Source organism: Streptomyces sp. HmicA12 (assembly GCF_000373565.1).
In the GTDB taxonomy this organism is placed as follows: domain Bacteria; phylum Actinomycetota; class Actinomycetes; order Streptomycetales; family Streptomycetaceae; genus Streptomyces.
In genome coordinates, this window is sequence record NZ_KB891803.1 from 76,823 (window position 1) to 89,512 (window position 12,690).

Sequence of the window (12,690 nt, forward strand, 5' to 3'; positions counted from 1 at the left end):
GGGGTCAGCCCCGCACCCGCACCACCTTCAGCGCAGGTGACTTGAGGATGTCCTTCTCGCAGAAGCGCTCCGAGACCCACTTCTTCCGGGAGAAGAGGTGGGTCTGGTCGCTGTAGTGCGCCGAGTTCGGGTTCGACGACTGGGAGTACGTGAGCATCGTGCGGGCCACCGGGCAGCTTCCGCCGTCCCAGCCGACCGCCTGGATGTAGCTGGAGCCGTGCACGACCTCGGTGTAACCGCCGCCCTGCGCGTCCCAGTTGGGCTCGACCTTGTTCCAGACACCGAGCGACTCCGTGCCGCCGTGCACCGGGATGCGCTCGCCGCCACGCGTCACGGTCTGGTGGTCGCCGAGCTTCGCGTCCAACGCGATCCCGGCGCCGCGGAGTTCGGCCACGGTGTCGGCGAGCGCGGTCGCGAATCCGGGTGCCTTCGTGTTGAGCGTGTTCGGCGTGCGCACCGGGTCGGCGGCCGAGAACGGCACCTTCCACAGCTGCGCCGCCGGGACCGCCGCCGACAGCTTGCGCCAGAACCGGTCGAAGAGCAGCGCACCCCGGCTGCCGGTGCTCATGGTGCGGTCCCAGTCCTTCAGGACGCCGCACGCGGCCGAGACGTCAACAGCCTTGCCGTCACTGCCTGTTGCCGTACCGCCCGGCAGGGCCGCACACGCCTTCGCCGTGTCCGCCGCCGTGAGATCCCCGGCCGGAACCCGGTCCGCGAACTGCTGCCGCTGCAGATCCGCCACCGTCAGGCGGCCCTTGTCCGCCATCGCCGCGACGTCCTCGACCGCGCCGCGCGTCCGCATCGAACGCTGCGTGCCGACGGTCCCGAAGACCCGCTCGTACCCGGTGAGCGGCTGGTCCACGTTGGCCAGCCAGGCGCTGTCGTTGGAGTTCTCCGCGTACGGGGCGTCCTTGAGCACCGGCATCTTCGACGGGCCGAAGATGCCCGGCTGCACGGCGTCCTTGTCGCTGCCGAGCGCGCAGTCGCCGCGTGATCCGTCCAGGACCGCGACACCCGACGACGGATACGTCACCTTGCCGAGCGCCGTCGAGCAGCGCGCCGCCAGATCGTCCGTGATGCGGGGCAGGACCTGCGACTGGGTGAAGAGCGAGTGGCCCGAGGAGTCCGCGGCGATCGTGTTCACCCACGGAATGCCCTGCGTGCGGCGCAGCGCCTTCAGTACGTCGTCCGTCGAACGCGCCTTGCTGAAGCCGAGCGCCGTGTCCGAGGCCCGCATGTTCACCGCGTTCGGGTCGTTCAGCGCGTACGCCGTCGTCGCCGTCCACGGCAGCGGCAGCTGTGCGCCGAGCGAGGTCACGACGGGCCCGTACCGCGTCCACCACTGCGTCCGTGTCACGTCCGCGCCGCCCTTCACGGCGACGGTCACCGTCCGCTTCGTCATCTGCTCCCGCTTGCCGTCCACCACGTACGCCGTCGGGTCGGACGGGTCGAGCGTGAGCTGGTGCAGGTTCAGCGTGACACCGGTCGCGACCGTGTGGCTCCACGCCACGTGCGCGTTGTGCCCGATGGAGATGCCCGTGGTGCCGAGCAACGAGCCGCCCATGACGTTCAGTTCACCGGGGATCGTCTGCTGCGACTGCCAGAAACGGCGGCCGCCCTGCCACGGGTAGTGTGGATTGCCGAGCAGCAGTCCACGCCCGTTCGCCGTGGTCGCGCCGCTGAAGGCGACCGCGTTCGAGCCCATGTCGGAGTCGTCCTGGCTGAACAACTCGCGTGCGGCGGAGGCGATGTCCTTCTTGTCGGCTGCGGCAGGTGCGGGAGTTCCGCTCGTCGTCGGTGGCTGCGCGGCCGTGATCCCGTCGATGCCGCGGCCCTGTCCGCCGAGCACCGAGATCGCGAACCCGCGCGCGGCGACGTCGAGTTCGGTCACCGGCTTCACCCAGTCCGCGCCCTTGCATGCCGGGTCGGTGATCCGGTTCTGCTTCAGCCACGCGTTGTACCCGGCGGCCCAGCCGCGCATCGAGTCCTTCACGTCCTTGCTCGCACCGGCCGGAGCGGGCATGGCGAGCAGCTTCTCCACGGTCCGCGACTCCCGTACGCCACGGAAGTACAGGTCGCTGGAGAGGTTCTTGGTGGCCGAGGAGAGCGAACCGTCCGGCGCCGCGTCCGCGCCGAAGTACCGCGAGCGGTCACCGCGTACGGTGAGAAACCCGTCGGCCAGCGTGCACACCTGGTCGGCGGCCTGTGCCCAGCCGGTACCGAAGCCGAGGTCCGCGTAGTCCTCGGCCACGATGTGCGGAATGCCGTACTCGGTGTACCGGATGGTGGCGGACAGGCCGCCGCCGTGGTGGCGCTCGGAGCGGTCGGCCGCGGCCGACGGCAGCGAGGCCGTGGCCGTGAGGGCGGTCAACAGGGCCGTGCCGACTACCGCGAGGCGCCGTTGTCTCGGGCGGGTACGCATCGTGCTCCCAACTGTCGTGAGGGCGAAGGCGGTTGAGCGTACCAATCGGTATGTCGACTGCCGAGGGGTCGGTGGCAGGTGTCTTGACCTGGCGTCGGCCACCCCACAGGATCACGCCATGACGACGTCACAGGCAGCAGGATCAGGGGCGGGCGCGGCGGCGGGCAGCACCGTCGACGGAGTGCTGCGGCGCAGCGCGCGCCGCACCCCGGCGCGCGTCGCCGTCCGCTACGGACCGCGCTCGTGGACGTACGAGGAACTCGACGACGCCGTCTCCCGCGCGGCCGGCGCCCTGCGCGCCCTCGGCCTCGCGCCCGGAGACCGCGTCGGAGCCTACGGGCACAACTCCGACGCCTATCTCATCGGCTTCCTCGGCTGCGCGCGGGCCGGTCTCGTGCACGTCCCCGTCAACCAGAACCTCACCGGCGACGACCTGGCCTACATCGTGCGCCAGTCGGGCAGCGGGGTCGTGCTCACCGACCCGGACCTCGCCGGGCGCCTCCCGGACGACGTCCGTACGGTGGCGCTGCGCGACGCGGACGACTCGCTGCTCGCCCGGCTGCCGGCCACCGCGCCGTACGACGGCGCCCAGCCGGACGCAGCCGACCTCGTCCAGCTGCTCTACACGTCCGGGACGACCGCCCTGCCGAAGGGCGCCATGATGTCCCACCGTGCCCTCGTCCACGAGTACGTCAGCGCGATCCACGCCCTGGACCTGAAGGAGACGGACCGCCCGGTCCACTCGCTGCCGCTCTATCACTCGGCGCAGATGCACGTCTTCCTGCTGCCGTACCTCGCGGTCGGCGCGACCAGCACCATCCTCGACGCGCCCGCCGCGGACCGGATCTTCGACCTCGTGGAGGCGGGGGAGGCGGACAGTCTCTTCGCGCCGCCGACGGTGTGGATCGGCCTGTCGCAGCACCCCGACTTCGCCGCCCGCGACCTGAGCGGTTTGCGCAAGGCCTACTACGGCGCCTCCATCATGCCGGTGCCGGTCCTGGAGCGGCTGCGCGCCCGGCTGCCCGGACTGGCCTTCTACAACTGCTTCGGACAGAGCGAGATCGGCCCGCTCGCCACCGTCCTCGGCCCCGACGAGCACGAGGGGCGCATGGACGCGTGCGGGCGGCCCGTCCTGTTCGTCGAGGCGAAGGTCGTCGACGAGGACGGCAAGGACGTACCGGACGGGACGCCCGGGGAGGTCGTCTACCGCTCGCCTCAGTTGTGCGACGGATACTGGGACAAGCCACAGGAGAGCGAACAGGCCTTCCGGGACGGCTGGTTCAGGTCCGGCGACCTCGCCGTGCGCGACACCGAGGGCTACTTCACCGTCGTCGACCGCGTGAAGGACGTCATCAACTCCGGTGGCGTGCTGGTCGCTTCACGGCAGGTCGAGGACGCCCTGTACACCCATCCCGCGGTCGCGGAGACCGCCGTCATCGGTCTGCCCGACGAGCGCTGGATCGAGGCGGTCACGGCCGTCGTGGTCCGCTCGGCGGAGGTGACGGAAGCCGAACTCCTCGACCACGCACGGGAGAAGCTCGCTCACTTCAAGGCACCCAAGCGGATCGTCTTCGTGGACGAACTGCCGCGCAACGCCAGCGGGAAGATCCTCAAGCGTGAGCTGCGGGACCGCTTCACCGAGTGAGGGGGACCCCGCGGCGCTTTTACGTTCATTGAGTTCCCCGACCTGGACGTATTGCCGGGCCGTGCGCGGGCGTTAGTGTCCCCGCCGTCGGGCCGGCCGCGGACGGCGCACAGCCGCCGCGGGGCCCTTCCATGCCCAGCCACGTGAACCGGCCCGGCGCGCCCGAGCGCCGCGCGCCCGGGCCGATGCACGCCGTCCGAAGGGGAACTCATGAGCCCGTCGCAGCACGCACGTACCGCCGCCACCGTGGGTGTTCTGCTCGCCGCCGCCCTGTCCGCGACTCCGGCTGACGCCCAGGACCACACCTCCCGCGGGTCTTCCGCGTCCGTCGGATCCGGCGGGTGCGGCACGCCCACCGACCTCACCCCGGGCGCGTCCACCCCGCGGACCCTCACCGTCGACGGCGCGGACCGCGCCTACCTGGTGCATCTGCCGGCCTCCTACGACCCCGACCGGCCGCTCCCGCTCGTGCTCTCCTTCCACGGCCACGGCCGCACCTCCGACTACCAGGAACGTCTCACCGGCATGAACGCGCTCGACGCCATCGTGGTCTACCCGCAGGGCGTCACCGGCACCGACGGCAAGAGCGCGTGGGAGGGGGCGCCGTACTCGGCGGAGGGCGTCGACGACATCGCGTTCACCAAGGCGCTGATCGACGACGCCGAGCGGCAGCTGTGCGTGAACACACGCCGTGTCTTCGCCTCCGGCAAGTCCAACGGCGGCGGCTTCGCGGCCGTTGTCGCCTGCCGCCTCGCCGACCGGGTCGCCGCGACCGCGATCGTCTCCGGCGCCTTCTACCCGCAGAGCGGCGTGTGCGACCCCGAGCGGCCCGTCCCCGTCCTGGACTTCCACGGGCAGGCCGACACCACCATTCCCTACGACGGAAACCCGGAGAAGGGCTTGCCCGCCCTGCCCGACTGGCTGGCGGGCTGGGCCGAACGCGACGGCTGCGCCGTGCGGCCGCGCGAGTCCCAGGTCGAGGACAACGTCGTACGGCAACGCTGGACGTCCTGCGACGACGGCTCCGACGTCGAGCACTACCGGATCACGGACGGCGGCCACTTCTGGCCCTCGACCCAGCCGAACGAGGACTCGGTGACCCCGACGACGATCGACGCGACCCCGCTGATCCGGAAGTTCTTCACGAAGCACCCGCTGCCGGTGAAGTGACGTCCCCCGACGGACCGCCGCCTCGGCCGCGGGCGGCCGCCCGGCCCGCCGACTACGACTACGGCGCGGCGCACGCCTACGAACTCCCGTACCTCTTCCCCCGCCTGACCGACGCCGACGGCATCCCGTACGCACGACAAATGACGTCGGCGCAGCGGAAGTCGGCGCACACGATACGTGCCGCGTGGGGCGACTTCCTGCCCGCCCGGACCGGCAGGACGTCGTGGCGTCCCCTGAACAACTCCGACAGCTGTCTCGCCCTGCGCCCGGGCGCGTCGCGCGCCGAACCCGTCAGCACCTACCACCGTGCCCACCACTGCGACCTGTGGGACAGGCTGTGGGACAGGATCCTGCCCTGACAGGGGCGTGGCCCGGCTCAACCGCCGGGCCGCAGGTCCTCGATCCGCTTGATCTTTCCCACCGACCGCTTCAGGGACTCGGGGTCGACGATCTCGACCCCCACCGTCACGCCGACCCCGTCCTTCATCGCCGCCGTGATGGAGCGGGCCGCATCGGCCCGCTCCTGCGGCGTCGCGTCCGGCCGGGCCTCCGCGCGCACCGTCAGCGCGTCCATCCGGCCCTCGCGCGTCAGCCGCAGCTGGAAGTGCGGGGCCACGCCGGGCGTGCGCAGCACGATCTCCTCGACCTGGGTGGGGAAGAGGTTCACCCCGCGCAGGATCACCATGTCGTCGCTGCGCCCGGTGATCTTCTCCATCCGGCGGAACCCCGGCCGCGCCGTCCCCGGCAGCAGCCGCGTCAAGTCCCGTGTCCGGTAACGGATCACGGGCATCGCCTGCTTGGTGAGCGAGGTGAACACCAGCTCCCCGGGCTCCCCGTCCGGCAGCACCTCACCGGTCACCGGATCGACGACCTCGGGGAGGAAGTGGTCCTCCCAGATGTGCAGCCCGTCCTTCGTCTCGACGCACTCCTGGGCCACGCCGGGGCCCATGACCTCCGACAGGCCGTAGATGTCGACCGCGTCGATCGCGCACCGCTCCTCGATCTCCCGCCGCATCTCCTCCGTCCACGGCTCGGCACCGAAGACGCCCACCTTCAGCGATGTCGTACGAGGATCCACGCCCTGTCGCTCGAACTCGTCGAGCAGCGTCAGCATGTACGACGGCGTCACCATGATGATCTCGGGCCCGAGGTCCTGGATCAGCCGCACCTGGCGCGCGGTCATGCCGCCGGACGCCGGGATGACGGTGCAGCCCAGCCGCTCCGCGCCGTAGTGCGCGCCGAGCCCGCCCGTGAACAGGCCGTACCCGTACGCCACATGGACCTTGTGCCCGGGCCGCGCCCCCGCCGCGCGGAGCGCCCGCGCCACCAGATCCGCCCACGTCGACACGTCGTCCTCGGTGTACCCGACGACGGTGGGCGTCCCCGTCGTACCGCTCGACGCGTGCAGCCGCCGTACGTCCGCCTGGTCCACGGCGAACATCCCGAAGGGGTAGTTGTCCCGCAGGTCGGCCTTGGTCGTGAACGGGAACCGGGCCAGATCGGCGAGCTCCTTGCAGTCCTCGGGCCGCACCCCCGCCTTGTCGAACGCGTCCCGGTAGAACGGCACCCGCTCGTACACCCGGCCCAGCGTCGCGCGCAGCCTCTCCAGCTGCAGCGCCCGCACCTCCGCCACGCCGAGCCGCTCGCCCGCGTCCCACCCGTCGTCCGCCGTGGACGTCCCTGTCGTCATCGACCGCACTCCCGAAGTCCCGACCGATCATTCGGTTGACCTGCTGGTCGTCAGTAATTCAAGCGCGGGGCGCCGCCGTCAAGACGTGCGACGCCACGAGGATCGGTTGCCCCGCCGATGTGTACCGGCCGGATCCCGGGGCACTCGCTCCACAGAGCCCCGCCGTGCATCCCCCGTCGCGGCGGGGCTCTCAGCGCCGTGACGCGTGCCAGGGTGTGCGGGAATGCCGATCACGGCCCGAGGGCCTGCCCTTGTGTGCGGGAGCGTCGTCGAGTGTGAGTTTGGGGGTAGTCGGGCGGTATGAGATGCGTGGAGACGACTGGGGTCTGGCTCGTCGTGGGCCTCTTCTGGGGCCTGCTGGTGTGGGCGGTGACCGACTTGTCGTGGCCGGTGACGTTGGGCTCGGGCGGGGCGTGGGGCATGGTGTCGGGGCTGCTCTTCTGCGCGTGGCTGAGGCCCCGGATCCGAGCCGAACGTCGGTGAAGGGCGCGCTGCCCGGCCGGGGCCGCGTAGCGGCACGGACAGGCACGGACAGGCACGGACAGGCACGGACAGGCACGGAGCGCGGCGTCGGTGACTCGGCCGTACGAGTGACTGCCGCGGGCGTGGCGGCGCGCCGACTCCGGCTCGTCGGTGCGCTGCCCGTCACCCGCGGACGGGTCGTTCAGCTACGGGAGTCCGCACCGGCCGCCGGCAGTACGTACGGGGTGGTCGTCCCCAGCGCCTCGAACCCGAGCCGCTGCAGGATGGGCCGGCTGTACTCGGTCGCGTCGACCTGGACGTACGAGAATCCCCGCTCGGCCGCGATCCGCGCCCGGAACGCCACGAGCGCCCGGTAGATCCCGCGGCCACGCCACTCGGGCACGGTGCCGCCGCCCCACAGGCTCGCGAAGTCCGTCCCCGGGTTCAGTTCGAGACGGGCGGCGCTGACCGGCTCGTCCCCGTGCAGGGCGATCACGGCGGGCACGGTGCCGGGGTCATGGGCGAGTTGCTGGCGCACCTGATGACCGATGACCGTGCGGTCGTTGTCGAAGGCCCGCTCGTGCACGTCCTCCATCAGCGCGATGTGCGCCTCCTCGGTGACGGGCAGCAGCCGGATGCCCACCGGCGGCGCGCTGTCCAGGGGCAGCCGGGCCGTCTCGGCCACGAGCAGCGTCTCCGGATCCTCGGCGACGAACCCGGCGGCGACGAGTCGTGCGGGCAGGTCGGCCGGAAGGTCGTGGGAGTACGTCTTCCACTCGGCCTCGACGCCCAACTCCCGGAAGAGCCGCACCTGTTCGGCGATGGCCGCGTCCGCGGTGTGCTCGTCGAGGCCCGACCACAGGACGGCGTTCCAGCCGCCCGGGGGTCCGACGTGCCGCACCACACCGCCGACCCGCTCGACCCGGGCCCCCGGTTCCTCGGGCCCCGCCTCCAGCCGCATCTGCCGGTCGAACAGGGCCAGTACCTTCTCGTGATCCATGCGGTCACTTCAGCAGCGGCCCCCGGCCTCGGCAACCGAATTAGGGTGTGGGCATGTCCTCGTCCTCCGTGCGCCGCTTCTACGACGAGCTCACCGCCGACTATCACCGCATCTTCCCGGACTGGGACGTGAGCATCGCCCGCCAGGCCACCACGTTCGACACCCTGCTCGGCGCACATCTCGGCCCCGGCCCGCATCGCGTCCTCGACTGCGCCTGCGGTATCGGCACCCAGGCGATCGGCCTGGCGCTGCGCGGTCACGACGTCACCGGCACGGACCTGAGCCCGCGCGCCGTGGCCCGCGCGCAGACGGAGGCGGCGACACGCGGCGCACGGATCACCGCGGCGGTCGCCGACATGCGCCGACTGCCCCTGCGTCCCGGCGCCTTCGACGCGGTGCTCTGCGCCGACAACGCCCTCCCGCACCTGCTGACCGGTGACGACGTCGCCGCTGCCCTCGCCGCCGTGCACCGCGTCCTGTGCGACGACGGCCTGCTGGTCCTCACGGTGCGGGACTACGCCGACATCCGCCGCACCCGCCCCACCTCGACGTCGCCCCAGCTGTCGACCACCGCCGACGGCGGCACGACGATCACCTTCCAGCTCTGGCGCTGGCACGACGACGGCGAACGCTACGACCTGCGCCACTTCCAGCTGATCCCCGACGGGCACGACGGACGCGATGGCAGTGACGGAACCGGCTGGCGCGTCCACGAGCGCGTCACCACCTGCTGGGCCCTGACCACGGCGCAGCTGACCGACTTCGCGACGGCCGCCGGGTTCACCGACGTCACCTGGCACACACCGCAGGAGACCGGCTTCTACCAGCCGGTCCTCACGGCCCGCCGCTGACGAGCCGGCCGGGCCCCCACCTCCGCCGCCCCCGTCCGCGCCGAACTCCCCGCGGTGGCGGCCGGGGCGGGCAGGATGCGTGGATGAACGCCGACACCGCGTACCACGGCAAGAAGGGCGAGCACTTCGCCGTCGCCTCCGCCGATCACGTGTACAACGCCCACACCGACCGCCCCGCCATGCTGCGGCTGGCCGGTGACGTGACCGGCCTGAGCGTCCTGGATCTGGGCTGCGGGGCAGGGCACTACGCCGTCGAACTCGCGGAGCGCGGCGCCGGCCGCATCGTCGGTGTCGACGGCAGCGAGAGCATGCTGGGCATCGCGCGGGAACGGCTCGGCGACCGGGCCGAACTGCACCTGCACGACTTGGAGGAGCCCCTGGACTTCCTGCCGGACGCGTCGTTCGACCTGGCGTTGATGGCACTCGTCTACCACCACGTCGACGCGCGCGAGCAGTTGCTCGCCGGGATCCGCAGGGCGCTGCGTCCGGGCGGCGCCCTGCTCGTCTCCACCACTCATCCGACCGCCGACTGGCAGTACTTCGAAGGCTCGTACCACGCGCACGACCGGGTGGAGTTCCCCATCGGTGACGGCCACACCATCACCTACTGGCGGATGTCGCTGGAGCAGTTCATCGGCGAACTCCTGGGTGCCGGATTCGTCCTGGAGGAGCTGGCCGAACCCCGCTCCACGGAGGCGGGGCGGCAGGTCGACGCGCGCCGGTACGAGAAGACCCACAACCGCCCGACGTTCCTGGCGGTCAGGCTGCGGCGGCCCTGAGGCGAGCCGACGGAGGGGGCCGTCGGCCCGCCGGGCCGTCCTCCGTCACGCGGTCGCGGAGTCCGCCGCCACCGAGCGCGCCCAGCGATAGTCCGCCTTGCCGCTCGGCGAGCGCTGGATGTGGTCCGTCACGACCAGCTGGCGCGGGATCTTGTACCCGGCGAGGTGCGTGCGGCAATGGGTCTGGATAGCGTCCAGGTCCAGCGAGGAGGCACCGGAACGGAGTTGGACGACCGCCGCCACATGGTTGCCCCACTTGGGGTCGGGGACCCCCGCGACCAGCGCGTCGTAGATGTCGGGGTGCGACTTGAGGGCCTGCTCGACCTCCTCCGGGTAGACCTTCTCGCCGCCCGTGTTGATGCACTGCGAGCCGCGGCCCAACACCGTGACGATGCCCTCGTCGTCGACCGTCGCCATGTCGCCGAGCAGCACCCAGCGCTCGTCGCCCCTCCGGAAGAACGTCTCGGCCGTCTTCTCGGGGTCGTTGTAGTAGCCGAGCGGGACATGGCCGCGCTGAGCGAGCCGCCCGATCTCTCCGACGGCCACCGGTTCGTACGTCGCCGGATCCACCACCTGCGTACGGGCGTTGACCCGCAGCCGGAACCCCTGGCCGGCGCCGGAGCCGTCGGTCGCGGTGCCGTTGAAGCCGGACTCGGACGAGCCGAAGTTGTTGAGCAGCATCGCGTTCGGCACCAGCGCCTGGAACTGGGCACGCACCGTGTCCGACATGATCGCCCCGGACGACGAGACGCTGAACAGCGCCGAGCAGTCGGTGCCCTTCAGCGGACCGTTCAGCGCGTCGATGAGCGGACGCAGCATCGCGTCGCCCACCAGGGACACGCTCGTCACCTTCTCCTTCTCGATGGTGCGCAGCACCTCCTCCGGGACGAACTTGCGGTGCACGACGATGCGTTGACCGAAGTTGAAGCCGATGAAGGCCGTGAGCGTGGACGTGCCGTGCATCAGCGGGGGAGTGGGGAAGAACGTGATGCCGTCCCCGCCCGCCGCCACCCGCTCGGCCAGCTCCTCGGGCCGCGACACCGGCTCACCGGTCGGCGCTCCGCCGCCGAGTCCCGCGAAGAACAGGTCCTCCTGGCGCCACATCACACCCTTCGGCATGCCCGTCGTGCCACCGGTGTAGATGATGAACTGGTCGTCCGCCGAGCGCGCCGCGAACCCGCGTTCCGGCGACCCCTTCGCCTCCGCCTCCGCGAAGTCGACCGCCTTGAGCGGCGGCGCCTCGGGGTCCGGAGTGCCCACCCGCACCAGATGCCGCAGCTTCTCCGTCCGCGGCTGCGCCGCCGCCACCCGCTCGGTGAACTCGGCGTCGAAGACCAGGGCGGCCAGGTCCGCGTCCCGGTAGAGGTAGATCAACTCCTCTTCCACGTAACGGTAGTTGACGTTGACCGGCACGACCCGTGCCTTGAGGCAGCCGAGCACGGTCTGCAGGTACTCGATGCCGTTGTAGAGGTGCAGCCCCAGGTGTTCGCCGGGCCGCAGCCCGCTGTCGATCAGATGGTGTGCGATGCGGTTGGCTGCCGCGTCCAGCTGCGCGTACGTCAGCCTGCGTTCCGCACCCGTGCCCGGGTGGTCGACATGGACGAGCGCCTCGCGGTCCGGGACCACGTCGACGACCGACTCGAACAGGTCGGCAAGGTTGTACTCCACCGCTCCTCCTGACCCTGGCCGCATCTCGTGTGGCCGTCATCAGAGCAGAACGGACAACAAGGCGGAAGGGGCCCCGCACAAGAAATCTGACTGACTGTCAGAAAACTCTTGAACTGGCAGGTCCCCTCCTGCAACCTGTTCCAGGTCCGAGCTCCGGCCGACTGGAGGACACCCATGGGTGGGACCGAACATCTCGACGTGCGACGCGAAGGCGCGACGCTCGTCCTCACGCTCAACCGGCCCGAGGCGAAGAACGCGCTCTCGCTGCCGATGCTGGTGGGCCTGTACGACGGCTGGATCGAGGCCGACGCCGACGACACGGTCCGCTCGATCGTGCTCACCGGCGCGGGAGGCTCCTTCTGCGCCGGCATGGACCTCAAGGCCCTCGCCGGCAAGGGCATGGAGGGCGAGCAGTACCGCGACCGCCTCAAGGCAGACCCCGATCTGCACTGGAAGGCGATGCTGCGCCACCACCGGCCGCGCAAACCGGTGATCGCCGCCGTCGAGGGCTACTGCGTGGCCGGCGGCACCGAGATCCTCCAGGGCACGGACATCCGGGTGGCGGGGGAGTCGGCCACGTTCGGCCTCTTCGAGGTCAAGCGCGGCCTGTTCCCCATCGGCGGCTCGACGGTCCGCCTGCCGCGCCAGGTGCCCCGCACCCACGCCCTGGAGATGCTGCTCACCGGGCGCCCGTACCCCGCGCCCGAGGCGGCCGCGATCGGTCTCGTCGGACGCGTCGTGCCGGACGGCACCGCGCTCGACGCGGCCCTGGAGATCGCCGAACAGATCAACGCGTGCGGGCCATTGGCCGTGGAGGCTGTCAAGGCGTCGGTCTACGAGACCGCCGAGATGGCCGAATCGGACGGTCTCGCCGCTGAGTTGAAGCGCGGCTGGCCGATCTTCGACACCGCCGACGCGAAGGAGGGGGCCCGAGCCTTCGCCGAGAAGCGTCCGGCACGGTTCCGCCGAGAGTGACGCCGCTCGCGTCTGCCGGGTGCGCTTG

General features: G+C 71.3%; 11 protein-coding genes. 7 read left to right on the forward strand and 4 right to left on the reverse strand.

Annotated features, from left to right (window positions below; translation table 11 throughout):
• Positions 1 to 4: 4 nt before the first annotated feature.
• Positions 5 to 2,422 carry a penicillin acylase family protein gene (locus B072_RS0112440; RefSeq protein ID WP_018530275.1) on the reverse strand — a complete coding sequence of 806 codons (2,418 nt, stop codon included), beginning with the start codon at positions 2,420 to 2,422 and terminating at the stop codon, positions 5 to 7.
• A gap of 118 nt (positions 2,423 to 2,540) precedes the next feature.
• Here B072_RS0112440 and B072_RS0112445 point away from each other — a divergent pair, with 118 nt between their 5' ends.
• The 3 genes from B072_RS0112445 (at position 2,541) to B072_RS0112455 (ending at position 5,596) form a co-directional block, all read left to right on the forward strand.
• Complete coding sequence (locus B072_RS0112445; RefSeq protein ID WP_018530276.1) at positions 2,541 to 4,067, forward strand: acyl-CoA synthetase; 1,527 nt, start codon at positions 2,541 to 2,543, stop codon at positions 4,065 to 4,067.
• 210 nt (positions 4,068 to 4,277) lie between these two features.
• On the forward strand, positions 4,278 to 5,237 hold the full coding sequence (locus B072_RS0112450; RefSeq protein ID WP_018530277.1) for an alpha/beta hydrolase family esterase: 960 nt from the start codon (positions 4,278 to 4,280) through the stop codon (positions 5,235 to 5,237).
• Positions 5,234 to 5,596, forward strand: coding sequence for a hypothetical protein (locus B072_RS0112455; RefSeq protein ID WP_018530278.1), 363 nt, complete (start codon positions 5,234 to 5,236; stop codon positions 5,594 to 5,596). Before B072_RS0112450 ends, B072_RS0112455 begins: the two co-directional genes overlap by 4 nt.
• Before the next feature lie 17 nt (positions 5,597 to 5,613).
• Here the strand turns inward: B072_RS0112455 and paaK are convergent, their stop codons facing one another.
• A complete protein-coding gene (gene paaK, locus B072_RS0112460; protein WP_018530279.1) occupies positions 5,614 to 6,927 on the reverse strand; it encodes a phenylacetate--CoA ligase PaaK in 1,314 nt (437 codons plus the stop codon).
• Positions 6,928 to 7,236: 309 nt separating this feature from the next.
• Here paaK and B072_RS48115 point away from each other — a divergent pair, with 309 nt between their 5' ends.
• Positions 7,237 to 7,410, forward strand: coding sequence for a hypothetical protein (locus B072_RS48115; RefSeq protein WP_018530280.1), 174 nt, complete (start codon positions 7,237 to 7,239; stop codon positions 7,408 to 7,410).
• Positions 7,411 to 7,591: 181 nt separating this feature from the next.
• On the opposite strand, the gene B072_RS0112470 is transcribed toward B072_RS48115, so the two are convergent.
• Positions 7,592 to 8,389 (reverse strand): GNAT family N-acetyltransferase, encoded by a 798-nt coding sequence (locus tag B072_RS0112470; RefSeq protein WP_018530281.1) that lies wholly within the window; start codon positions 8,387 to 8,389, stop codon positions 7,592 to 7,594.
• Positions 8,390 to 8,442: 53 nt separating this feature from the next.
• Here B072_RS0112470 and B072_RS0112475 point away from each other — a divergent pair, with 53 nt between their 5' ends.
• Both B072_RS0112475 and B072_RS0112480 read left to right on the forward strand, forming a co-directional pair.
• A complete protein-coding gene (locus tag B072_RS0112475; RefSeq protein ID WP_018530282.1) occupies positions 8,443 to 9,240 on the forward strand; it encodes a class I SAM-dependent methyltransferase in 798 nt (265 codons plus the stop codon).
• Between the two features lie 83 nt (positions 9,241 to 9,323).
• On the forward strand, positions 9,324 to 10,019 hold the full coding sequence (locus tag B072_RS0112480; protein WP_018530283.1) for a class I SAM-dependent methyltransferase: 696 nt from the start codon (positions 9,324 to 9,326) through the stop codon (positions 10,017 to 10,019).
• Between the two features lie 45 nt (positions 10,020 to 10,064).
• On the opposite strand, the gene B072_RS0112485 is transcribed toward B072_RS0112480, so the two are convergent.
• Complete coding sequence (locus tag B072_RS0112485; protein ID WP_018530284.1) at positions 10,065 to 11,687, reverse strand: acyl-CoA synthetase; 1,623 nt, start codon at positions 11,685 to 11,687, stop codon at positions 10,065 to 10,067.
• Between the two features lie 174 nt (positions 11,688 to 11,861).
• On the opposite strand from B072_RS0112485, the gene B072_RS0112490 reads away from it, so the two are divergent.
• Complete coding sequence (locus tag B072_RS0112490) at positions 11,862 to 12,662, forward strand: crotonase/enoyl-CoA hydratase family protein (RefSeq protein ID WP_018530285.1); 801 nt, start codon at positions 11,862 to 11,864, stop codon at positions 12,660 to 12,662.
• The last annotated feature ends 28 nt before the right edge of the window (positions 12,663 to 12,690 follow it).

What these genes read in the sequence shown, in the direction of transcription:
- B072_RS0112440 (WP_018530275.1), bottom strand. Translation starts at nt 2,422, where the DNA reads ATGCGTACCCGCCCGAGACAACGGCGCCTCGCGGTAGTCGGCACGGCC.
- B072_RS0112445 (WP_018530276.1), top strand. Translation starts at nt 2,541, where the DNA reads ATGACGACGTCACAGGCAGCAGGATCAGGGGCGGGCGCGGCGGCGGGC.
- B072_RS0112450 (WP_018530277.1), top strand. Translation starts at nt 4,278, where the DNA reads ATGAGCCCGTCGCAGCACGCACGTACCGCCGCCACCGTGGGTGTTCTG.
- paaK (WP_018530279.1), bottom strand. Translation starts at nt 6,927, where the DNA reads ATGACGACAGGGACGTCCACGGCGGACGACGGGTGGGACGCGGGCGAG.
- B072_RS0112470 (WP_018530281.1), bottom strand. Translation starts at nt 8,389, where the DNA reads ATGGATCACGAGAAGGTACTGGCCCTGTTCGACCGGCAGATGCGGCTG.
- B072_RS0112475 (WP_018530282.1), top strand. Translation starts at nt 8,443, where the DNA reads ATGTCCTCGTCCTCCGTGCGCCGCTTCTACGACGAGCTCACCGCCGAC.
- B072_RS0112480 (WP_018530283.1), top strand. Translation starts at nt 9,324, where the DNA reads ATGAACGCCGACACCGCGTACCACGGCAAGAAGGGCGAGCACTTCGCC.
- B072_RS0112490 (WP_018530285.1), top strand. Translation starts at nt 11,862, where the DNA reads ATGGGTGGGACCGAACATCTCGACGTGCGACGCGAAGGCGCGACGCTC.